This is a genomic window from Streptomyces sp. NPDC005722, assembly GCF_040630935.1.
Taxonomy (GTDB): domain Bacteria; phylum Actinomycetota; class Actinomycetes; order Streptomycetales; family Streptomycetaceae; genus Actinacidiphila.
The window spans coordinates 155,085-177,060 of sequence record NZ_JBEXYN010000006.1 but is presented as its reverse complement, the minus strand read 5'-3'; the positions used below and the strand labels follow the sequence as shown (position 1 = coordinate 177,060).

At 75.1% G+C, this 21,976-nt stretch carries 19 protein-coding genes; 9 read left to right on the top strand and 10 right to left on the bottom strand.

All coding sequences use genetic code 11. The features are described 5' to 3' along the window. Nucleotide 1 precedes the first annotated feature (1 nt). Nucleotides 2–388, bottom strand: coding sequence for a DUF8819 family protein (locus tag ABZ479_RS10335; protein ID WP_499599842.1), 387 nt, complete (start codon nucleotides 386–388; stop codon nucleotides 2–4). Nucleotides 389–471: 83 nt separating this feature from the next. Between ABZ479_RS10335 and ABZ479_RS10330 the strand changes: the two genes are divergently transcribed. Beyond that, nucleotides 472–1,368 carry a MurR/RpiR family transcriptional regulator gene (locus ABZ479_RS10330; RefSeq protein WP_499600273.1) on the top strand — a complete coding sequence of 299 codons (897 nt, stop codon included), beginning with the start codon at nucleotides 472–474 and terminating at the stop codon, nucleotides 1,366–1,368. Then, a complete protein-coding gene (gene murQ, locus ABZ479_RS10325; protein ID WP_500461129.1) occupies nucleotides 1,365–2,300 on the top strand; it encodes an N-acetylmuramic acid 6-phosphate etherase in 936 nt (311 codons plus the stop codon). Before ABZ479_RS10330 ends, murQ begins: the two co-directional genes overlap by 4 nt. Before the next feature lie 216 nt (nucleotides 2,301–2,516). On the opposite strand, the gene ABZ479_RS10320 is transcribed toward murQ, so the two are convergent. Together ABZ479_RS10320 and ABZ479_RS10315 are read right to left on the bottom strand one after the other, a co-directional pair. Beyond that, complete coding sequence (locus ABZ479_RS10320; protein ID WP_500461127.1) at nucleotides 2,517–2,681, bottom strand: type II toxin-antitoxin system VapB family antitoxin; 165 nt, start codon at nucleotides 2,679–2,681, stop codon at nucleotides 2,517–2,519. A gap of 5 nt (nucleotides 2,682–2,686) precedes the next feature. Beyond that, entirely contained in the window at nucleotides 2,687–4,759 is a 2,073-nt protein-coding gene (locus ABZ479_RS10315; RefSeq protein ID WP_500461125.1) for a HelD family protein, read from the bottom strand. Between the two features lie 261 nt (nucleotides 4,760–5,020). On the opposite strand from ABZ479_RS10315, the gene ABZ479_RS10310 reads away from it, so the two are divergent. Beyond that, nucleotides 5,021–5,194: a hypothetical protein gene (locus ABZ479_RS10310; RefSeq protein WP_499599849.1), complete on the top strand. Its 174-nt coding sequence runs from the start codon at nucleotides 5,021–5,023 to the stop codon at nucleotides 5,192–5,194. Between the two features lie 19 nt (nucleotides 5,195–5,213). Here ABZ479_RS10310 and ABZ479_RS10305 read toward each other — a convergent pair whose 3' ends face one another. After that, nucleotides 5,214–6,845, bottom strand: coding sequence for a DNA repair helicase XPB (locus tag ABZ479_RS10305; protein ID WP_499599851.1), 1,632 nt, complete (start codon nucleotides 6,843–6,845; stop codon nucleotides 5,214–5,216). 140 nt (nucleotides 6,846–6,985) lie between these two features. After that, a complete protein-coding gene (locus tag ABZ479_RS10300) occupies nucleotides 6,986–9,403 on the bottom strand; it encodes a helicase-associated domain-containing protein (RefSeq protein WP_500461123.1) in 2,418 nt (805 codons plus the stop codon). Nucleotides 9,404–10,166: 763 nt separating this feature from the next. On the opposite strand from ABZ479_RS10300, the gene ABZ479_RS10295 reads away from it, so the two are divergent. Both ABZ479_RS10295 and ABZ479_RS10290 read left to right on the top strand, forming a co-directional pair. Next, nucleotides 10,167–11,015 carry an HAAS signaling domain-containing protein gene (locus ABZ479_RS10295; RefSeq protein ID WP_500461122.1) on the top strand — a complete coding sequence of 283 codons (849 nt, stop codon included), beginning with the start codon at nucleotides 10,167–10,169 and terminating at the stop codon, nucleotides 11,013–11,015. A gap of 10 nt (nucleotides 11,016–11,025) precedes the next feature. Next, on the top strand, nucleotides 11,026–11,670 hold the full coding sequence (locus ABZ479_RS10290; RefSeq protein WP_500461121.1) for an HAD family hydrolase: 645 nt from the start codon (nucleotides 11,026–11,028) through the stop codon (nucleotides 11,668–11,670). Here ABZ479_RS10290 and ABZ479_RS10285 read toward each other — a convergent pair. Next, on the bottom strand, nucleotides 11,640–11,885 hold the full coding sequence (locus ABZ479_RS10285) for a hypothetical protein (RefSeq protein WP_499599859.1): 246 nt from the start codon (nucleotides 11,883–11,885) through the stop codon (nucleotides 11,640–11,642). The two genes, ABZ479_RS10290 and ABZ479_RS10285, sit on opposite strands and share 31 nt — an antisense overlap. 185 nt (nucleotides 11,886–12,070) lie before the next feature. On the opposite strand from ABZ479_RS10285, the gene ABZ479_RS10280 reads away from it, so the two are divergent. Continuing rightward, on the top strand, nucleotides 12,071–12,454 hold the full coding sequence (locus tag ABZ479_RS10280; protein ID WP_018560023.1) for a cold-shock protein: 384 nt from the start codon (nucleotides 12,071–12,073) through the stop codon (nucleotides 12,452–12,454). A gap of 18 nt (nucleotides 12,455–12,472) precedes the next feature. Here the strand turns inward: ABZ479_RS10280 and ABZ479_RS10275 are convergent, their stop codons facing one another. From ABZ479_RS10275 to ABZ479_RS10260, 4 genes are all read right to left on the bottom strand, one after another. Then, nucleotides 12,473–13,333, bottom strand: a complete 861-nt coding sequence (locus ABZ479_RS10275; RefSeq protein WP_500461119.1) for a 1,4-dihydroxy-6-naphtoate synthase — start codon at nucleotides 13,331–13,333, stop codon at nucleotides 12,473–12,475. Continuing rightward, nucleotides 13,330–14,031 (bottom strand): futalosine hydrolase, encoded by a 702-nt coding sequence (locus ABZ479_RS10270; RefSeq protein ID WP_500461117.1) that lies wholly within the window; start codon nucleotides 14,029–14,031, stop codon nucleotides 13,330–13,332. The genes ABZ479_RS10275 and ABZ479_RS10270 overlap by 4 nt, the downstream gene beginning before the upstream one ends. Nucleotides 14,032–14,060: 29 nt before the next feature. Beyond that, nucleotides 14,061–14,531: a hypothetical protein gene (locus ABZ479_RS10265; protein WP_500461116.1), complete on the bottom strand. Its 471-nt coding sequence runs from the start codon at nucleotides 14,529–14,531 to the stop codon at nucleotides 14,061–14,063. A gap of 82 nt (nucleotides 14,532–14,613) precedes the next feature. Further along, a complete protein-coding gene (locus ABZ479_RS10260; RefSeq protein ID WP_500461115.1) occupies nucleotides 14,614–15,993 on the bottom strand; it encodes an MFS transporter in 1,380 nt (459 codons plus the stop codon). Nucleotides 15,994–16,207: 214 nt separating this feature from the next. On the opposite strand from ABZ479_RS10260, the gene ABZ479_RS10255 reads away from it, so the two are divergent. The 3 genes from ABZ479_RS10255 (at nucleotide 16,208) to ABZ479_RS10245 (ending at nucleotide 21,961) form a co-directional block, all read left to right on the top strand. Next, a complete protein-coding gene (locus tag ABZ479_RS10255; protein WP_499599867.1) occupies nucleotides 16,208–17,110 on the top strand; it encodes a DUF3027 domain-containing protein in 903 nt (300 codons plus the stop codon). A gap of 701 nt (nucleotides 17,111–17,811) precedes the next feature. Beyond that, nucleotides 17,812–20,967 carry a sacsin N-terminal ATP-binding-like domain-containing protein gene (locus tag ABZ479_RS10250; RefSeq protein WP_500461286.1) on the top strand — a complete coding sequence of 1,052 codons (3,156 nt, stop codon included), beginning with the start codon at nucleotides 17,812–17,814 and terminating at the stop codon, nucleotides 20,965–20,967. Nucleotides 20,968–21,121: 154 nt separating this feature from the next. Continuing rightward, nucleotides 21,122–21,961: a calcium-binding protein gene (locus ABZ479_RS10245; protein ID WP_500461114.1), complete on the top strand. Its 840-nt coding sequence runs from the start codon at nucleotides 21,122–21,124 to the stop codon at nucleotides 21,959–21,961. Nucleotides 21,962–21,976: the final 15 nt, after the last annotated feature.

The window sequence follows — 21,976 nt, the reverse complement described above, 5'->3', positions numbered from 1 at the left end:
CTCAGCGCGGCCCGCCGAGCACGGCGGACAGACCGCCGAGGGGGGCGACGGCCTCGCCGAGCGATTCGCACACCCAGTGCGGGTCGGGGCCGAGTTCGGGCTCGACGTCGAGGGCGTGGGGATCCTCGCAGCGCGGGCAGAGCGGCCAGCGGCCCATCCGTTCCAGCAGCGCGTCCTTGACGTCCTGGGCCACCAGCCCCGGCACGAACGCGACGCCGTCGGGCCACTGCTCCACCCACCAGCGGCGCTGGGAGACGGCCTCCTCGACCAGCGAGACGACGTCCGCGTCGGCGACGCCGGTCGCCGTCAGGTCGGCGAGGACGAGCGCGCGGGCACCGTGCAGGGCCGCCTCCAGACCGGCGGCGGAGCCGGGTGCGTCAGGATCCATGGCGTCCATTGTGGACCAACCGGCGTGCGGGCGTCCTTGACGTCGTCCGGAGCTGAAAATAGCTTTCGTCCGTGGCCGAGAGGATGAAGGAAACCTTCAACGCCGGAGGGCTGGCCGCCAAGGTCAGGACCCTGGCACCGTCCATGACGCGGTCGATGCAGCGCGTCGCGGAGGCCGTGGCCGCCGACCCGGCGGGCAGTTCCCGGCTGACCGTGACGGCGCTCGCGGCCCGTACCGGGACGAGCGAGGCGACCGTGGTGCGCACCGCGCGGCTGCTGGGCTACCCCGGCTACCGGGACCTGCGGCTCGCGCTGGCCGCGCTGGCCGCCCGCGAGGAGGCGGGGGCCCCGCCCGCCGTCACCCCCGACATCGCGGTGGACGACCCGCTGGCCGACGTGGTCGCCAAGCTCGCGCTGGACGAGCAGCGCTGCCTGGCCGACACCGCGGCCCAGCTGGACGTGGCCCAGCTGGAGGCCGCCGTGGGCGCGCTGGCCGCGGCCCGCCGCATCGACGTCTACGGGATAGGGGCGTCCAGCCTGGTCGCCCAGGACCTGGTGCAGAAACTGCTGCGGATCGGCCTGGTCGCGCACGCCCTGGGCGACCCGCACCTCACCCTCACCAACGCGGTCCAGCTGCGCCAGGGCGACGTCGCCGTGGCCATCACGCACTCCGGCCACACCCACGACGTGGTCGAACCGCTGCGCGCCGCCTTCGACCGGGGCGCCACCACGATCGCCGTGACCGGCCGGGCGGACGGCACCGTCACCCACTACGCCGACCACGTGCTGCTCACCTCCAGCGGCCGGGAGAGCGAACTGCGCCCCGCCGCCATGGCCAGCCGCACCAGTCAGCTGCTGGTGGTGGACTGCCTGTTCGTCGGGGTCGCCCAGCACACGTACGACACCGCGGCCCCCGCCCTGTCCGCCTCGTACGAGGCCCTCGCCCACCGCCACAGCCCGCGAAGGAACCATCAGCGATGACGCACACCGAGCTCCGGCGCGAGCTGGACCACCTCACCACCGAGGCCTTCCGCGCCGAGCTCGCCGAGGTCGACCGGCTCCCGACGCTCGACATCGCCCGGCTGATGAACGCCGAGGACGCCACCGTGCCGGCCGCCGTCGCGGAGCAACTGCCCGCCATCGCCGCCGCCGTCGACGGCATCGCCGCGCGCATGGCCCGCGGCGGCCGCCTGGTCTACGCGGGCGCGGGCACCGCGGGACGGCTCGGCGTGCTCGACGCCAGCGAGTGCCCGCCCACGTTCAACACCGCGCCGGGCCGGGTCAGCGGGCTCATCGCGGGCGGCCCCGCGGCGATCGTGGACGCGGTCGAGGGCGCCGAGGACAGCGGGGAGCTGGCCGCCGCCGACCTCGACGCGCTCGGGGTCGGCCCGGACGACACCGTGGTCGGCGTCTCCGCCTCCGGCCGCACCCCGTACGCCGTCGGCGCCGTGGAGCACGCCCGCGCCCTGGGCGCCCTGACCGTCGGGCTGTCCTGCAACCCGGGCTCCCCGCTGGCCGCGGCGGCCGACCACGGCATCGAGGTCGTCACCGGCCCGGAGTTCCTGACCGGCTCCACCCGGCTCAAGGCCGGCACGGCGCAGAAACTCGTCCTCAACATGCTGTCGACGATCACGATGATCAGGCTCGGCAAGACCTACGGGAACCTGATGGTCGACGTGCGCGCCTCCAACGACAAGCTGCGCGCCCGGTCCCGGCGGATCGTGGCGCTGGCCACCGGCGCGCCCGACGACGAGATCGAGGCCGCGCTCACCGCCACCGGCGGCGAGGTCAAGGACGCGATCCTCGTCGTCCTCGGCGGCGTGGACGCCCCGACGGCCGCCCGCCTCCTGGCGGAGGCCGACGGCCATCTGCGCGCGGCGTTGCTGGTGGCGGTCGCCGACGCCCGCGGCTGAGCGGGCGCGGGCCGCGCCGGGCTGCCGCCCGGGCGCTCCGCGTACGTCGTAGTGCAGGACGCTGATCCGGTACTGCTCGGCGGTGGTGGCGATCAGCAGATCCGCGAGCGAAGCGCGCGGGCGCGGTCTCGCCCAGAGCCGTTCTCACCACCGGTTGCTTCGCGCGCCCAGGCGCACTTGCCGACCGGATACCGGGTCACCGCCACGCGTCCGCCGCTACCTCGGCGTCCCTGAGGTCTCGAAGGCACCCTCGTCGAGCATTTCGATGAACCGCCGCCGTTCGCCGGTGGCCACGGATTCCGCCGGCGCTCCGTTGACCGTCGCCTGTTTCGGCGCGCTGCCCCGTGCGTCCGCGGCCGGAGGGGGCAGCGCGTCGTCCACGTCGGTCACCGTGCGCCAGGGGCCGGCCGGAGCGCCTCCGGCAGGGGCGCCGCGTGGAGGACGGCGAGGCCCGAGACCGCGCGGGTGAGGGAGACGTACAGGCGGCGCAGGCCGGTGCGCTCGTCGGGCTCGCCGTCGACGACGGCGGCGGGCTCGTCCAGGACCACGTAGTCGTACTCCAGGCCCTTGGCCAGCGAGGCCGGGACCAGCGTGAGGCGGACCTCCGTGGTGGTCTCCTCGCCGGGGGAGAGGTAGGGCAGCCCCGCCGCCGCGAGTGCCCCGGCCAGTTCGGGCAGGCGCGCGTCGGCGGCGATCAGGCCGATCGAGCCCTCGCGGTCCAGCGCCTGCCGGCAGGCGTCGAGCACGGCCGCGGTCAGTTCCGCCGCCGGGACCCCGGTCACCGAGAAGGCGCCCGGGTTCTCCCGGACGGAGGTCGCCTCCTTGAGCCCGGGGGCGATCTCCGGCAGCAGCCGGGACGCGTAGGCGATGACCTCCAGCGGGACGCGGAAGCCCTGGGTCAGCTCCTCGATCCGCGAACCGGGCTTGCCGAGGTGCGTGAGCGCCTCCTCCCACGTCCCGGTCGCCCACGGGGTGGTGCCCTGGGCGAGGTCGCCCAGCACGGTCGCGGAGCCGGTGGAGCAGCGGCGGCCCACCGCCCGGTACTGCATGGGGGAGAGGTCCTGGGCCTCGTCCAGCACCACGTGGCCGAGCGAGGCCGTGCGGTGGACCAGGTCGTTGGCCTCGTCGACCAGCACCGCGTCGGCGGCCGACCACTTCGCGGAGGCCACCGAGCGGGCGGGCTTCTCCCAGAGGATCTCCTTCTGCTCCTCCGCGGTCAGCAAGCCCTCCGCGCACGCGGCCAGGAACTCCGGGTCGGACAGCAGCCGCAGCACCGTCTTCGCCGGGTCCACCGGCGGCCACAGCTCCTTGACGGCCGCCTTGACGGCCGCGTTGCGCGCCACCGCGTCCTGCACCCGGTCGTCGGGGGCCTCGCCGGCCGCCTCCATGAGGACCAGCACGGCGTGTGCGATCCGCTGCGGCAGCGCCTCGCGGGCGGCGCCGTAGCGGATGTCGCGCTCCTGGAGCTCGCGGACCAGCTCCTCCAGTTCGTGGGCCGGGATGCGCCAGCGGCGCGAGCCGCGCACCACGACCACCGGCTCGGTGGGCATCGTGATGCCCGAGCGGACCGCGCGCCGCAGCACCTCGGCCATGCGCGCGTCGCCCTTGACGCCGGCGGCGGCCGCCGAGTCGGTGCCCCTGACCGGGACGTGGGCGACCAGGTCGTCGACCGTGGCCTGCTTGACGCTCAGCTCGCCCAGGGCGGGCAGCACCTGCTCGATGTAGTGCAGGAAGGACGCGTTGGGGCCGATGACCAGGGTGCCCGCGCGGGCCAGCCGTTCGCGGTGCGCGTAGAGCAGGTACGCCACCCGGTGCAGGCCGACGGCGGTCTTCCCGGTGCCGGGCGCCCCCTGCACGCAGACCGTGCCGCCGACCCCGGCACGGACGATCTCGTCCTGCTCGGGCTGGATGGTGGCGACGATGTCCCGCATCGGGCCGACGCGCGGCCGTTCGATCTCCTGCTGGAGCAGCTTGCTGGAGGTCTGCGCCTCGGCCGGGTCGGTGAGGTGCTCGTCCTCGTACGCGGTCAGTTCCCCGCCGGTGTAGCCGAAGCGGCGGCGCAGCGCGACGTCCTGCGGGTCGGTGCGGGAGGCCCGGTAGAAGGGCTGGGAGACCGGCGCGCGCCAGTCGATGACCATGGGGTCGCCGTCCGCGTCGTGGACGTGGCGGCGGCCGATGTAGAAGCGGTGCCCGACCTCCTCCCCGCCGAAGGCCTCGCCCTCCTCGTAGTCGAGGCGGCCGAAGAAGAGCGGGGTGTGCGCGAGATCGGCGAGCGCCTTGATGCGGGCGTCGATCTCGGACTGCAGCACTTCCGCGTTCACCCAGTTGGCGGTCACGTCCCGGATGTCGAGGGCCTCGACGTCGGCGCGCATCGCGCGCAGGGCGGAACGGGACTCGGCGAGGTGGGAGCGTTCGCGGTCGAGCGGATTGTCGGCGGTGAGGGACTGTTCCCCTGGCACGGGTTGCCTCCGGCGGCACGTAGGGCATGGCTCAGCCGGCCCCTGACCGGCGCGCACGGGGGCGCGGGGCGGGGCGCTGTCCTGATACGGATCACGACTCGGGCCGACCGGTTTCCGTCCGGCCGGTGGCACCGTCCCCCTCGGGGGCGGGCGGCAAGACGCAGGATCTTACGCTTCGCCGACGGGCGGCGCTAACCGTTATTCCACCCGCCCGTGGTCCGGACCTCTGCCCAAAGCGTCACGGATGCGTACATTGGGGGCATGGCACGACCAGTGGTCTCCCGCGTCCGCGGCAGCACCGCCATCGCCGAGGACGGCGCGCACCGGCATCCGGTCCACCCCGTGGGGGACGCCCTGCGCGCCTTCCGGGTCTTCGTCGCCACGGCCTTCCGCGTGGTGGTGCTGGGCCAGGACGGCGCCGCCGCGCGCGACTGACGCGGCGGCCCCGCGGCCGCTACAGCAGCTCGTCCGCGTCGACGATGCGGTACGCGTACCCCTGCTCTGCCAGGAAGCGCTGCCGGTGCGCGGCGAAGTCCTGGTCGATGGTGTCGCGGGCGACCACGGAGTAGAAGCGGGCCTCGTGGCCGTCGGCCTTCGGCCGCAGCACCCGGCCGAGGCGCTGCGCCTCCTCCTGGCGGGAGCCGAAGGTGCCCGACACCTGGATGGCGACCGTCGCCTCCGGCAGGTCGATCGAGAAGTTGGCCACCTTCGAGACCACGAGCACCGAGATCTCGCCCCGCCGGAACGCGTCGAAGAGCTTCTCGCGCTGTGCGTTCGTCGTCTCGCCCTTGATCACCGGCGCGGCCAGGTGCTCGCCCAGCTCGTCGAGCTGGTCGATGTACTGGCCGATCACCAGGGTCTGCTGCCCGCGGTGCTTGGCCACCAGCGCCTCGGTGACCTTGCGCTTGGTCTCCGTCGTCGCGCAGTAGCGGTACTTCTCCTCCGGCTCGGCGGTCGCGTACGCCAGCCGCTCGGAGTCGCTCAGGTTGACCCGCACCTCCACGCAGTCGGCGGGCGCGATGTAGCCCTGCGCCTCGATCTCCTTCCAGGGGGCGTCGAAACGCTTGGGGCCGATCAGCGAGAAGACGTCCGACTCGCGGCCGTCCTCGCGCACCAGCGTCGCCGTCAGGCCGAGCCGGCGGCGGGCCTGCAGATCCGCGGTGAACTTGAAGACCGGCGCCGGCAGCAGGTGCACCTCGTCGTAGACGATCAGGCCCCAGTCGCGGGAGTCGAAGAGCTCCAGGTGCGGGTAGACGCCCTTCCGCTTGGTCGTCAGCACCTGGTAGGTGGCGATGGTGACCGGGCGGATCTCCTTGCGGGTGCCGCTGTACTCGCCGATCTCGTCCTCGGTCAGCGAGGTCCGCTTCACCAGCTCGTGCTTCCACTGCCGGGCCGAGACCGTGTTCGTCACGAGGATCAGCGTCGTCGCCTTCGCCTGCGCCATCGCGCCCGCGCCCACCAGCGTCTTGCCGGCGCCGCAGGGCAGCACGACCACGCCGGAGCCGCCGTGCCAGAAGCCGTCCACCGCCTGCTCCTGGTAGGGGCGCAGCTTCCAGCCGTCCTGGTCCAGCTCGATCGGGTGCGCCTCGCCGTCCACGTACCCGGCGAGGTCCTCGGCCGGCCAGCCCAGCTTCAGCAGCACCTGCTTGATCTGGCCGCGCTCGGAGGGGTGGACGACCACCGTGTCGGGGTCGAGCCGGGCGCCCACCAGCGGCGCGACCTTCTTCGAGCGGAGGATCTCCTCCAGCACCGGACGGTCCGTGGTGGTCAGCACCAGGCCGTGCGCCGGGTGCTTGCTCAGCGTCAGCCGGCCGTAGCGGGCCATCGTCTCGGCCACGTCCACCAGCAGCGCGTGCGGCACCGGGTAGCGGGAGTACTGCACGAGCGCGTCCACGACCTGCTCCGCGTCGTGCCCGGCGGCGCGGGCGTTCCACAGCCCCAGCGGCGTGATCCGGTAGGTGTGGATGTGCTCGGGCGCCCGCTCCAGTTCCGCGAAGGGGGCGATGGCACGCCGGCACTCGTCGGCGAGCTCGTGGTCGACCTCCAGGAGCAGGGTCTTGTCGCTCTGGACGATCAGGCAGGACACGCAAACCTCCGCGAATGGGCGGGCCGGGACCGGGAGAGGGGCCGGGCTGAACTATCCATGGTCCCCCATCCCGCTGTGGAAACGCCCCGGTCCCCGCGATCGATACCGCGGGCCCGCCCGCCGGGCGCCCCGGTGGCCGGTCAGGCCAGGTCGTCGGCGAGCTCGGCGACACCCGTTATCCGGTGCAGCGCGAAGGTGCGGACCTCGTCCGCGGTGTGGTCGTACGCGGTGACGAAGCCGCCCTCCACCCGCATCGGGCCGATCACGCGCTGGCTCGCCGCGCCCTCCGCGTTGACGTAGCCGATCCACACCGACTCGCCGGTCAGCACCGCCGCCTGCATCGTCGCCAGCGTCTCGGCCGCCGCCGTACGCGGCAGCCGGCCGTCGGCGCCCGCGCCCGGGCGGTCCGCGGACTCCCGGCGCACCGCGGTCGAGGCGCGGTCACCCGCCCGGATCGCCTTCACGGCCGCCCCGAGCAGGGTGCCGTCAGGGGTCGGTGGACCGTCCACCACGGGCACCGGCGCGCTGCGCGGCGGCGTTCGCCGGGCGTCCGCGCGGGTGATCAGCACATCGCCCTCGGCGGACTCGGCGGCCGGTGCGTGGCCCAGCGCGCGCAGCCGCTCCAGCAGCGTCGCCGGGTCGCTCTGCGCCGCCAGCACCGTCGGCGCCAGCCTGCGCAGCCCGAGGCCGGCCGCCCGGCGGTCGACCAGCAGCTCGCTCAGCAGGGCGTCGTCGTCGCAGCGCACGTACGCCGAGGCCGCGCCCACGCGCAGCCGGCCGTGCCGGCGGGCGACGTCGTCCACGAGGTAGCTCAGTGGTTGCGGCACGGGGGTGCGCGAGTGCGTGGCCAGGAAGGCGTGCAGGTCGGCGGCGGTGCGCCCGGCGTCCAGCGCCCGGCGTACCGACCCCTGGGTGAAGCGGAAGACCGTCGCGCCGCCCTTGGACTCCACGTCCGCCAGCACGTGCAGCGTCTCGGCCAGGTGCGGCTGCAGCGGGCCCGGCGCGACCGCGGTCAGATCCGCCTGGAGCAGCACATGGTCCAGCGGCTCCGGCAGCAGCGGCCCGAGCAGCGCCGCTGCGACGTCCCCGGAACGCCGCAGCAGCGCACGGCCGTGCGCCGACAGCGCGCCGCGGCCGGTGATCCCCAGCAGCTCCGCCTCCGACACCGTCCAGCGCACCAGGTCGGCGCGGAGCGGGTCCATCGCGGCACCGCCCCGCAGCGGGCGCTCCCAGCGCAGCCGGGCCAGCAGCGCGTCCTGGTCCGCCGACGCGCCCTCGGGGAGCGCGGCCAGCAGCTCCAGCGTCCGCCGGCGCACCTCGGGGGCGAGCGAACGGTCCAGGTCGGGGCCGAGCGCGGCCAGCGCACGGCCCTTCGCGTCCCGCGTGCCGACGACACCGGGCACACGGGTGGCGGCCAGCCACGCCGTGACCAGGGCCGCCCACCGGTCCTCGGCGGGCATGGCCAGCCACACGTCGGCCGCGGGGGTCGGCGCGTACGCCTCGTCCACCTCCCCGTCGGAGGCGACCAGGCCCGCGGCGTAGGCCAGCTCCAGCCAGAACGCGGCCGGCGGCTCCGCCACGTCCAGCGCCGTGGCCACCCGCTTCAGGTCCCGCACGCTCAGCCCGCCGGCGCGCAGCATCGGCGGGCCGCCGGTCTCCCACTGCTTCAGCAGTTCCTCGACCGTGCGGACCGCCGTGAAGGCCTGGCCCGCGGCGGTGTTGTCCACAGCCTGTGGATCGTGTTCCTTCGGCGCCACGTCCGGTGCGACCGGCTCGGGAACCTGGTGCGCCCTGCCGTCGCGCAGGTGCAGGGCCACCTCGCGGGGGAGCACGACGTTGCGCGCCCCGGCCGGCAGCAGCAGCCCCCGCTCCAGCAGCCAGGCCACCGGGGGCGGCGGCACCGACACGTCGGCCACCTCCCCGTACGGCGGACCCCACGTCAGCCGGCGCAGCACCGCCACGGCCTCGGGGGGCGCCCCGTCGAGCAGCGCCGCCATCCGCGAGCGGTCCGCGAAGAGCGCCGTCAGCGCCCCCACCGCGCTCACCGGGTCGTGCGTCGGCGGCAGCCCTGCCGTGGTGAGGACCTGCTGCAACCGCGTCGGCGACATGCCGGACGTCGCCTCCGCCACCGACGGCCCGAGACCGGTCGGTGACGGGCTCCCCGCGGCCGGGGCCAGGATGTCGCGCGCGGTGCGCACCAGGCGCAGCCGCTCGTCCCCGCCCCACAGCAGTGCCTGCGCCCGCAGCCTCTCCACGGCGCCGGGCAGCGCCTCCGCCGCCTCCGGGCCCATCAGCGCGGCGAGCGCGTCGTAGGGGGCGCCGTCCGCCGCGACGGCCAGTGCCTCGGCGGTCTGCAGCGTGAACCGGTCCAGGCGTTCGAGGGCGCGGACGACGGAGGCACGCGTGCCGGCGCGGGTCGCCAGCTGTGAGAGGTCGTTCGGGACCGGGTTCAGCAGGTCCGGGCGCGCCCGGAGCAGTGCGGTCAACGCGTCGTCGCCGCGGGCGCGCAGGTCCTCCGCGAGCGTGCGCGGCGCCGCCGCAGGGCCGTCAGTGCTCATCTCCCCCACACTAGCCCTGCCCGCCCCCGAGCCACGTGGGCGTCGTCCCCGGTTTTCCCCAAGCCTCACCGGCTGCGCCGAGGCTTCCCGGTGCGCGCTCGGCACGCGACCGTGCGGGTGGGTGGTGGCCGCATTGGAGGGCGGCGGCCCCATGAGCCGGTCGCCACCGCAACGGCGACGCCTCCGGCCTCCGGTGGGCGGCCGGTGCGCACTGTGCCCATGGCCGGCCCGGAGGGTGACGGCGTCGACGGGTGAGTAGGGGTGCGCGGGGTGTGGGCCGCTCTCGTCTCCCGCGGGCGGTCGGCGCGTAACGGTGCCCATGGCCGGCCCGAGGGTGGTGGCGTCAGTGGGGGTGGGGGTGGGCGTGACGGGCTGTGGGCGGTAGAGGCATTGCGGCCTCGTGCCTCGTGCCGCGGGCCGGCGCGGCCTGCGGCTTCCGGTGGGCGGTCGGCACCCGACCGTGCCGGTGCGCCGGGCGGCGGAGCCCTGGTGGCGAGGCTTACGTGGTGGCAGAGCCACCCCCGCTCCCGGTTTCCGGCGTGCGGTCGGCGCGGCCTGCGGCTTCCGTTGGGGGTACGTGGTGGCGGCCTGCTGCCTGGCCGCCTCGGGCTTCCGGTGGGCGGCCGGGACGCGACCGTGCCGGTGGGTGGGGTGCGGGCTTGGGCGGTGACCTGTCGCGGTGTACCTCCGTGCAACGGCGTCCGGGGCGGGGGCGGGACGCATCCGTGCCCGGGGTCGGGCCGGGGGGCGGTAGCGTCGGGGCATGGGTGCGGAGGAGAGCGACCGGCTGGTTCTGGACTACCTCAGCAAGGTGGGGGACTTGGCGCAGACGGCCCTGCCGGCGGACCGCCGGCGGGACCTCGTGGCACAGCTGCGCAAGGACATCGACCGGGAGCGGCACGGCAGCGACAACCCCGCCGTGGTGCGGCGGATCCTGGGCCGCATGGGCGCGCCCGACACCGTGGTGCAGGAGGCCGCCGCGGTGCCCGCGCCCCGCACCCCGCAGGAGCCCGCACCGGCGGAGCCGGAGTGGTGGCGGCTGCCCGAACAGCGCACGCAGCCCACGCGGTCCCCGTCGCGGAGGCCCGTGCCCGGGGACGAAGTGGCCGGGCTGCCCGGCATGACCGGCGGCCTGATCATCCCCGTCGATCCCGAGGAGGAGGAACCGGAGGCCGTCCCGGCCGACGGGAAGGAGGAACCGGGGTCCGCGCCGGAACCGGAGGCCGCAGCCGCCGCCCCGGCCAAGGCCCGGGCGCGGCTTCGGTGGCGGGCCGGGGTCCTGGAGACCGCCGCCGCGCTGCTGCTGCTGGCCGGGGCCGTCCTGGGCTCCTGGATCGCGCTCCTCGCCGGCTGGGCCGTGGCGTACGGCTCACGCCGCCTGTCGCGCCGCGCGTCCCGCTTCGCCGCGCTGGGCCTGCCCGGGCTGACGGCGGCGGCCGCGCTCACCTGGATATGGGGCCGCTTCGCCGGACGGTGGGGCGAGCCGATCCCCGAGGGGGGCCTGGACTCCGCGATCGCCGACGCGCTGCCCACGGTCGTGCGGATCGCGGCGGTCGCCTCCGCCGCCTTCCTGCTCTGGCGGGGGAGCAGGGCCCGCCGGCCGCCTCGTTAGAGTGGCTGCCATGCCCGCTTCCCTGCCGCCGTCCCCGATAACGGTCGGTTTCGACCTCGACATGACCCTGATCGACTCACGGCCCGGCATCAGGGCCACGTACGAGCGCCTCACCGAGGAGACCGGCGTCCACATCGACGCCGCGCTCGCGGTCACCCGTCTCGGGCCGCCGCTCGACTGGGAGCTGGCGCACTGGTTCCCCGCGGCGGACATCCCCGCGGCCGCCGACCGCTACCGGGCGCTGTACCCCGAGTACGCCGTCGCCCCGACCCCGGCCATGCCCGGGGCGCGCGAGGCCGTCGCCGCCGTCCACGCCGTGGGCGGCCGGGCCGTCGTGGTCACGGCCAAGCACGAGCCGAACGCCAAGCTGCACCTCGCGCACCTGGGCATCGAGGTCGACGAGGTGCGCGGCTGGCTGTGGGCCGAGGCGAAGGCGGAGGCCCTGACCGAGTACGGGGCGGCGGTCTACGTCGGCGACCACGTGGGGGACGTCGTCGGGGCCCGTACGGCCGGCGCGCTGTCCGTGGCGGTGGCCACGGGTCCCGTCACCGCGGACGAACTGCGCGCCGCGGGCGCCGACGTCGTGCTCGCCGACCTGACGGAGTTCCCCGCCTGGTTCGCCTCCTACGCCCCGGATCCGGACGCCGTCGCCTGACGGCTCTGCGCCCGCGCGGAGCGCAGCAGCCCGGCCAGGGCCAGCCCGAAGCCGACGCCCATGAGCATCGACACCAGGTAGGCGGCGGTCGGCAGCGGGTCGGACCCCAGGAAGAGCGGGGCCACGGTGGCGAGAGTGCCGAGTGCGCCGACGACGAAGACGGCGGCGCCGGCGCGCACGAGGAGATCGCCCGGTTTCCGGGTTTCGTTGGTCACCGGACCAGGGTAGATCGCCCGGGGAAGTCGCAGCGCACCGGCCGGATGCGGGCCGGAGCCGTAGGACCACGAAGTCTTGTCACACGCCCCCGGGCCATTAGCCTTATGGGCAGCGGGTCTGCCAAGGACCCGCTGTCTTGCTATCCAAGAGCTTTTTTCTGTCTACAGCGAGGACGAGGTCGGACGTGCCTACCGGCAAGGTCAAGTGGTTCAACAGCGAGAAGGGCTTCGGCTTCCTCTCCCGCGACGACGGCGGCGACGTCTTCGTCCACTCCTCCGTCCTGCCGGACGGCGTGGCCACGCTGAAGCCGGGGCAGCGAGTCGAGTTCGGGGTGGTCGCCGGGCAACGCGGCGACCAGGCCCTCTCGGTGACCCTGCTGGATCCGGCGCCGTCCGTGGCGGCCGCGCAGCGGCGCAAGCCCGACGAACTGCTGCCCATCGTGCAGGACCTCACCACGCTGCTGGAGGACGTCGCCCGCTCGCTGCAGCGCGGCCGTTACCCGGACAAGGCCCACGGCCACAAGATCGCCTCCGTCCTGCGTGTCGTCGCGGACCAGCTGGACGTCTGACCCCGTCCGGGCCCGGGCTCACCACTCGAGCGCGTGCGGGCCGAGGGGCGGCACCAGCCCCTCGGCCGCGGCCCGGGTGAGCAGCCCGCGGACCGCCGCGTAGCCCTCCTCGCCCAGCGCCGACGTGAACTCGTTGACGTACAGCCCGATGTGCTGGTCCGCCACCTTCGGGTCCATCTCCTGCGCGTGCTCCATGACGTAGCCGCGCGAGGCCTCGGGCTCGTCCCAGGCCATGAGGACGGAGGTGCGGGCCGCGTCCGCCAGTTCCCGCAGCCGCTCCTCGCCCAGGGAACGCTTGGCGATGATCGCGCCGAGCGGGATGGGCAGGGTGGTCGTCCGCTCCCAGTGCTCGCCCATGTCCGCGAGTTTGTGCAGTCCGTAGTCCTGGTAGGTGAAGCGCGCCTCGTGGATCACGAGGCCGGCGTCGACCCGGCCGTCCCGCACCGCGGGCATGATCTCGTGGAACGGCAGGACGACGATCTCGCCGACGCCGCCCGGCACTTCGGCGGCCGCCCACAGCCGGAAGAGCAGGTACGCCGTCGAGCGCTCGCTCGGCACCGCCACCGTGCGCCCGCTCAGGTCGGCGCCCGTGCCCGTGCCCTCGTCCCTGGTCAGCACGAGCGGGCCGCAGCCGCGGCCCAGCGCGCCGCCGCAGGGCAGCAGCGCGTACTCGTCGAGCACGTAGGGCAGCACCGCGTAGGAGACCTTCAGGACGTCGAACTCGCCGCGCTCGGCCATGCCGTTGGTGATGTCGATGTCCGCGAACGTCACGTCGATCGGCGGCGCGCCCGGGACCCGGCCGTGCGCCCAGGCATGGAAGACGAAGGTGTCGTTGGGACACGGGGAGTAGGCGATCCGCAGCGCGCGCTCTTGGCTCATGTCCGATCTCCAACGTCGAGTACGGCCGGTTGCTTCCCGAGCAGGGCGAAGGCGTCGGCGAGCGCGTCGAGCGCCTCCCCGATCCGCCAGGCCGCGCGGTCGCGCGGCCCCACGGGATTGGACACCGTACGGAGTTCCAGGACGGGCAGCCCGTGCGCCGCGGCCGCCTCCGCGACGCCGAAGCCCTCCATGGCCTCGGCCAGGACACCCGGGTGACGGCGCGTCAGCTCGGTGGCGCGGGCCGCCGTGCCCGTGACCGTCGACACCGTCAGGACCGGCCCGTACGCCGCGCCGAGCACCTCGGCGACCCGGCGTGACAGCGGCCCGGGCGGACGGTGCTCGGAGGTGCCGAAACCCAGCTCGGCGACCGGGAGGAAGCCCTCCGGGCCCTCCGCGCCCAGGTCGGCGGCGACGACCGCGTCGGCGACGACCGCCGAGCCCACCGGTGCGCCGGGCTGGAAACCGCCGGCGATCCCGGCCGAGACGACCAGCGTGTACTCGGCCGCGGTCAGCGCCGCCGCCGTGCCGGCCGCGGCGGCCGCCGGCCCGACGCCCGCGGCCAGCACGTCCGCCAGCGCGGTGCGCAGCAGGAGGCGGCCACCCGGAACGGGCCGTTCGGCGGCCGCGCCGCCGAGACCGCGGACGACCGCGTCGCGCTCCGCCGGGACGGCGGTGACGACGAGCAGACGGGGCGTCATGTCCTCGACCGGCGGACCCGGCTGGCGGTTCAGTCCGCCGTCTTCAGCTTGAACTGCCAGACGCCGAGGTAGTCCTGGGCGCTGCCGGTCTCGATGATGTTGAGGGTGACCTCGCTGGCCGAGGCACCCGACTGCGCGTCGGCGAGCAGCGTCTCCGCGTCGAAGGAGCGGTAGGTGGTGTCCTTCAGCAGCCCCGACTTGCCGGAGGTGCCGGCGGCCACGACCCAGCCCTTCTCGGCGATCGCGGGGTCGACGCCGATGCGCACCTTGTCACCGGGCCGGACCGTGATGGTCTTCTCGGGCTTGCCCTGCAGGCAGGCCAGGAAGGCCTGCTCCGTCAGCTTCTTCCCGTCGAGGTAGCACTTGCTGGTGGCCTCGGTGGTCACGGTCCTGTCGCCGACGGTGACGGTCGCCAGGGGGGTCGGCTTCTCGCAGGCGGAGAGGGCGATCAGCCCGAGGGACACGGCACCGAGGGCGGCGGCACGGCGGCGATTGCTCATGAAGGTGAGGCTACCGGGCGGTCGCGCTCCCGCTACGCGGGGGGCCCGCTCGTGTCCCCGGCCTCCCGTGGGCCTCCCGTGCTCACACCGTGCGCGGACGCGTCGCCCTCCCCCGGGCGCCGGTCGCCAGACCGCGGACCGAGAACACGACGCCGAGCGCCACAAAGGCCGCCCCCACCGCCATCCCGAGCGTGCCGTGGAGGGGCAGCACGATGCCGATGGCGCCGCCGATGACCCACGCCAGCTGGAGTGCGGTCTCCGAGCGGGCGAACGCCGAGGTGCGCACCTCCTCCGGCACGTCACGCTGGATCAGGGCGTCCAGCGAGAGCTTGCCCAGCGCCTGCGCGATGCCCGCCGCCGCCGCGACGACGGCGATGGTCAGCACCCCGTACCAGGCCGCCGCCAGACACGTCGCCGCCAGGGCGGCGGCCAGCGCGCTGATGATGATCCGCTCCGGTCCGCGGGCGCGCAGCCAGGAGCCGAGCGCGGTGCCGAAGGCGTTGCCGGAGCCCGCCGCCACCGCGACCAGGCCCAGCGACACGGGCCCCGACAGGCCGCCCAGCGGATGCTCGCGCAGCAGGAACGCGAGGAAGAGCGTCAGGAACCCCGACAGCGCCCGCAGCGCGGCGTTGGCCTGCAGGGCGTGCAGCACCGGGCCGCCGACGCTCCGCAGCCCCGGCCGCTTCTCCCGCCACTGCCGGCCCAGGCGGTGCGGCTCGACGTCCTCGCCCGCGCTCAGCTCGGCGCGCGCCTCGCCCTTGGCGGAGTCCACCTTGTGCGGGAGGGAGAAGGACAGCAGCGTCCCGCAGACGAACACGACGAACGCCCCGTACAGCGGCACGCCCGGCCCGATCAGATGCAGCAGCCCGCCGATCGGCGCCGCCAGCGCCGTGGCCAGCAGGCCGGTCAGACTCACCCGGGAGTTCGCCTTCACCAGCGTCGTGCGCACCGGCAGCAGCCGTGGCACCACCGCGCTGCGCACCACCCCGTACGCCTTCGACGCCACGAGCACGCCCAAGGCGGCCGGATACAGCTCCAGTCCGGCGGTCGCCACCACCCCGGCCATCGTCCAGGCCAGGATCGCCCGGGCCAGCATCGACATCGCCATCGCGGCGCGCCGCCCGTGCGGGATCCGGTCCAGCAGCGGACCGACCACGGGGGCCAGCAGCGCGAACGGGGCCATCGTGACCAGCAGGTAGAGTGCCACCCGGCCGCGCGCCTCGCCGGTCGGCACGGAGAAGAAGATCGTGCTGGCGAGCGCCACGGTGATCAGCATGTCGCCGGCCGAGTTCACGGCGTGCAGCTCGATCAGCTTCGCCAGGCCCGACTCGCCCGCCCCGCCCGAATGCGTGTGCCGCCTGAAGCGGCGCACCACGGCGGACGACGTACGCTGCGTGGCGCGCGCGACGGCGTTCCCCGCCCTGCGAACCCGTCCGGGGCCGGACGTCACTGTGCGTGCCACGCTCGCCAGTCTGCCCTACCGGGCGGCTTTCCGAACGGGGCGCGCACCGATAGCGTGCGATCGCGCAGAATGGAGTCATCAGGTGCGCCCGTGGACGTACGGGCAGGCAGCGTTTGAAGCGGTCCTCCGGTCCGCTCCGCCACCGCCCCGCCCGACCCTCGGCGGCGCACGCGTAAGACGGCGTAGGAGAGAATCGATTCTTGTGAGTGCTGCGATGCGAAGCCGTACCCCAGACCGCCTGTGCGTCGAGGCGGTCGACCTCGCCCTCGAAGCCGCCGTCGAGGCCTTCGGCGAGAAAGCGGTGGGCGAGCACCTCGGTGCGGTCGCCGAGGGCGACCGTGTCGTGACGCACCTGTTCGACTGCCGCGAGGCCGCCTACCGCGGCTGGCGGTGGGCGGTCACGCTCACCCGGGCCTCCCGCGCCAAGTCGATCACCCTGGACGAGACGGTGCTCGTGCCCGGGCCCGAGGCCGTCCTCGCGCCCGAATGGGTGCCGTGGAGCGAGCGCCTGCGCCCCGGCGACCTCGGCCCCGGCGACCTGCTGCCCACCGAGGCGGAGGACCTGCGCCTGGAGGCCGGCTTCTCCGGGGAGGACGTGCCGCCGCCGAACTCGCCGGTCTCCGACGAGATGGCCGAACTCGTCGAGGCCGAGGACGCCGACGTCTCCGGCGGACCGCCCGCGGCCCTGCCGCTGGCGCCCACGGTCGGCACGATCGGCGCCGTCGCGGAGGAGATCGGCATGGCCCGGCCGCGCGTGCTGTCCCGCTACGGGCTGCACGTCGCCGCGGACCGCTGGGAGGACGAGTACGGCCCCAAGGCCCCCATGGCCCAGGCCGCGCCCGCCCAGTGCGTCTCCTGCGGCTTCCTCGTCCCCATCGCGGGCTCCCTGCGGCAGGCCTTCGGCGTCTGCGCCAACGAGTTCTCCCCGGCCGACGGGCGCGTCGTCTCCCTCGCCTACGGGTGCGGGGCGCACTCCGAGGCCGCGGTCATGCCGAAGACCCCGCGCCCGGCCCCGCCCGTCCTCGACGAGACCGCGGTCGAGCCGCTCCCCCTCCACCCCGACCGCCACGGCTCCGTCGAGGACACCACCCCGGCCGAGGAACTCGGCCACAGCTGACGGCTCCGCCGGTCCCCGGGGCACCTCGCGGGGTGCCCCGGCCGTTGCCTGGTGGTGTGCCGGTTCGCGTGGTGGTCAGGGCGTGTGCCTCGTCCGCGCGGGGCGGGTCGTCGGGGCGTGCGCTGGTGGCGAGCGGCGCCGGGGGTGTGCGCCTCGCTGTTGTGTGCGGGCTGTCGCCCCGGGTCCCGGTGGTGGGCGCGGTGCGTGCCCGCGGTGAGCGGTGTGCTTGCGCCGGCGCGACGACGCCCACCACGCAGGTACGTCCCGGCACAGGCCGTGGCTGCCTGGGCGGCACCAGGAAACGACGGCAGGGCCCCACCGCGCTCACGCACGAGTGCACGCGGGCGCGCACGCCCCGGGAAGCGGCGGCCCGACGACGTATCCGGCCGAACGGCACGATGCCGTCGTCGGGCGAGGTGAGCTGTGCGTACGCCAGTTGCGGGACGAGGTGGCCAGCAGGTTGATGCGGTTCGTGCCGCGTGCGGGGCGCGCCGGCAGGGCGTGGAGCCGGGTGGCGGTCAGCACGGCCGCCCGGGGTGGCCGACGTCCCGTACGAACCGGATGACCGGCCCCGCCGGGGGTCCCGGCGGGGCCCGGGGCCGGGGTGTGCGGGACGACCGGGTGCGGGCGCACGCGGTAGCGTCACCCGCACAGGGCATGCGAGAGCGCTTGAGGGAGAAGACGACGTGAGCGGGACCGCGATGGACCGGGGCGCAGATCCGTTCGGGACCGCACGGCTGCGGCGGGCCGTGCTGGACGCGTGGGCCGCGTCGCCCGCCCGGTTCCGGGAGGACGCCAACGCCGAGGAGGACCTCGCACTCGGCGGCTACCGCGACCGCCTCGTCGTCGAACTGGCCCAGAACGCCGCCGACGCGGCGACGCGTGCGGGAGTGACCGGCCGGCTGCGGCTGACCCTGCGCGAGGGGGTGCTCGCGGCCGCGAACACCGGCGCCCACCTGGACGCCGTGGGCGTGGAGTCCCTGTCGACGCTGCGTGCCAGCGCCAAGCGCGAGGCGGGCGACCTGGCCGTCGGCCGCTTCGGCGTCGGCTTCTCCGCCGTGCTGTCCGTCAGCGACGAGCCCGCGATCCTCAGCCGCAGCGGCGGCGTCCGCTGGTCGCTGGCCGAGGCCCGGGACCTGGCGCGGGAGACCGGTGGACGTTCCCCGGGGCTCACCGACGAACTGCGCCGCCGGGACGGCCACGTACCGCTGCTGCGGCTGCCGCTGCCCGCGGAGGGCACCGCCCCGGACGGCTACGACACCTGCGTCGTGCTGCCGCTGCGCGACGGGGCCGCCGCGGACCTCGCGGCGCACCTGCTCGCGGGGATCGACGACGCGCTGCTGCTGTCCCTGCCCGGCCTGGCCGAGGTGGTCGTCGAGACGCCGGAGGGCGTACGGACGCTGACCCGGCGCCAGGAGGACGGGCTGACCGTCGTCGTGGACAGCGTCAACGGCACCACCCGCTGGCGCACCGCGAGCGAGGCCGGCGCGCTGGAGGCGGCGCTGCTGGCCGACCGCCCGGTGGAGGAGCGGCTGCGGCCGGTGTGGTCGGTGACCTGGGCCGTCCCGGTGGGCGGGGACGGTGCGCCCGAGCGGCCGCGGACAGCGCCCTTCGTGCACGCCCCGACCCCGACGGACGAGCCGCTGGGACTGCCCGCGCTGCTCATCGCCTCGCTGCCGCTGGACCCGAGCCGGCGCCACGCCGCGCCCGGCGCCCTCACCGACTTCCTGGTCGCGCGGGCGGCGGAGCTGTACGTACGGCTGCTGGCGGACTGGCGGCCGGTCGCCGCGGGCATCGTGGACCTGGTGCCCGGCCCGCTCGGCAAGGGCGAGCTGGACGCGGAACTGCGCCGCCACGTGCTGGAGCGGCTGCCGCGCACCGCCTTCCTGCCGCGCGCCGCCGACGTCACCGGCGGCGACGACGAGGACGAACTCCCGCCCGCGCTGCGCCCCGTGGAGGCCGAGGTCGTCGAGGGCACCGGCGCGGAGACGGTCGGTGTGCTCGCGGAGGTCTTCCCGACGCTGCTGCCCGCCGGCCTGGAACGCCGCCCCGAACTGCGCGTCCTCGGGGTGGCCCGGCTGCCGCTGGGCGACGCGATCGACCGGCTCGCCGGGGTGGAGCGGCCCGCGGCCTGGTGGCACCGCCTGTACGACTCCCTGGCCGGCACCGACCCCGACCGGCTGAGCGGGCTGCCCGTACCGCTGGCCGACCGTCGCACGGTCATCGGACCGCGCCAGGTGCTGCTGCCGCTGCCCGAGATGGACAGCGTCTACGCCGAAGGGGCCGCCCCGGTCAGCACCGGGCTGCCGGCCGCCTCGGAACTGGCCCGGCTGGGCCTGAAGGTGGCCGACCCGGAGGCAGCGCACCCGCTGCTGGAGAAGCTCGGCGCCACCCCGGCGACCCCGCGCGCCGTCCTCACCACCCCGCAGGTGCGCGCGGCGGTGGCCGCGTCCCTGGACGCCGACGACGCCTGGGACGAGGACGCGCCCGCGCTGGACGCGGAGGAACTGGCCGAGGTCGTCCTCGGCCTGGTCCGCGCCGCGAACCTCGCCCCCGGCGACGAGCCCTGGCTGGCCGCGCTCGCCCTCACCGACGACGAGGGCGAGCTCGCGCCGGCCGGTGAACTGGTGCTGCCGGGCAGCGCCTTCGAGCAGGTCGTCCGGGAGGGCGAACTCGGCTCCGTCGACGCGGACCTGGCCGCCCGCTGGGGCGAGCAGCCGCTGACCGCGGTCGGCGTCCTCGCCACCTTCGCGCTGGTCAGGGCCACCGACGTGGTGCTCGACCCGGACGAACTGGAGCCCCGCGAGGGCGACTGGGCCGAGCCGGACGACGCGGGGCTGCTCGACGCGGTCGACGTCTGGTGCGAGGACGTCCTCGACCGGCTGCCGGACACCGACGTGCCGCCGGTCGCCACCGAGATCGTCGCCGTGCGCGACCTCGACCTCGTCGACGACGACGCCTGGCCGCAGGCGCTGGCCATGCTCTCCGTGCCGCCGCTGCGCGACGCGGTCACCCAGCCGGTGCGGGTCCTGCTGCCGGACGGCACCACGGAGTCCGTGCGGCCCTACACCGCCTGGTGGCTGCGCGACCACCCGGTCCTCGACGGCCGCCGCCCGGTGGGCCTGCGCGCCGCCGGCGGCGACCCGCTGCTCGCCGGGCTGTACGAGGACGCCGAGGCCGGGGCCGTGGACGACCAGGTGCTGCGCGCCCTGGGCGTGCGCACGTCCGTCGCGGCCCTGCTGGACGAGCCCGGCGGCGGCGCGGAGCTGCTCGCCCGGCTCGCCGACCCGGACTCCGCCGTCACCCCGGCCCAACTGCACCGGCTCCACTCCGAGCTGGCCACCCTCGACCCCGATCAGGTCACCCTCCCCGACGAGCTGCGGGCCGTCGTCGACGGCCGCGAGACGCGGGTGGTCGAGGCCGGCGAGGCGTTCGTCGCGGACGCGCCCGACCTGATCCCGCTCACCGTGGGCCTGCCCCTGCTCCCGGTGCCGCCGGTCCGTGCCGCCGCGCTGGCCGAGCTGTTCCAGGTGCGCCGGCTCAGCGAGGCCTTCGAGGCCCCGGTCGTCTCGGAGGGCGAGCCGCACGACGTCGCGGACGCGGTGCGGGAGCTGCTGCCGGGCGCCCCGCTGTCGTACGTCGAGCACGAGGAACTGCTGGTCCGGGTGGCTGACGGCGGCACCGCCGAACTCGACTGGCGGTGGACCGGGGGCACCCTGCACGCCGCCACGCTGGAGGGCGTCGCCGCCGGCCTGTCGTGGGCGGCCGGCGCGTGGCAGCGCCGCTTCGAGGTGGCCGCGCTGCTGGAGGACCTCACCCGCACGGAGGAGCTGGCCCGGGACCGCTGGTTCGACTGAGCCGGTTGCGGCCCGGCGTGTCGGTGATCACACCGGATCATGTGTCGAAAAGGTGTCCACGAGGTGAGTGTTCGCCCATACGCTTCCCTCTCACCATTCGAGACGCCGTGTCGGGGGGATCGACGGGCGTCGCTTCTTTGGGGGATCTTCACGCATGCGTATTCGCGCCACTGTGGCCGCGGTCTCCGGTGCCCTGGCCCTCGCCTCGCTGGCCGTCCCGGCCGCGCAGGCCGCCGACGGGCCGGACACCACCACCTCCCTCCGGACCTTCGCCGCCAAGGCGGCGGCGGACGAGGTCGTGGGTGACACCCGGATCACCAAGGTCGTCGTCAACGCCGGCAAGGACATCGTCCTCGGGACGAGCGCCAAGAAGACGGTCTCCGTCGCGGTGACCGCCACCGACCCGTCGGGCATCGACGGCGGCGCGGTCTTCCTCTGGCACGGCTCGGCCTTCACCGGCACCGGCATCGACGGCGGCCTCTTCCCGGCCTCGGACTACGCCGCCTGCACCGTGGTCAACACCACCACGTCCACCTGCAAGGTCAGCATCACCATCGACCCCAAGGCGGACCTCTACAAGAACGCCCTCGCCGGTACCTGGAAGGTGTACGCCGTGGTCGGGGGCAAGGACGGCGACTTCGTCGAGAAGGAGGTCGCCGGCACCGCGAAGATCAAGCGCAACGCCGAGCTGACGGTCAACGCCACTCCGGAGCCGGTGAAGAAGGGCAAGACCATCACCGTCACCGGCAAGCTCACCCGGGCCAACTGGGAGACCCACAAGTACGCCGGGTACACGGGCCAGTCCGTGCAGCTGCAGTTCCGCAAGAAGGGCACCAGCACCTACAAGACGGTCAAGACCGTCAAGTCCAGCAGCACCGGCGCCCTGAAGACCACCGTCAAGGCCTCCGTGGACGGCTACTGGCGCTTCAACTTCGTCACCACCTCGCCGACCGGCGCGGTCGCCGGCCCGTCCGACTTCGTCGACGTGCGGTAGCACCCGCCGCTCCCC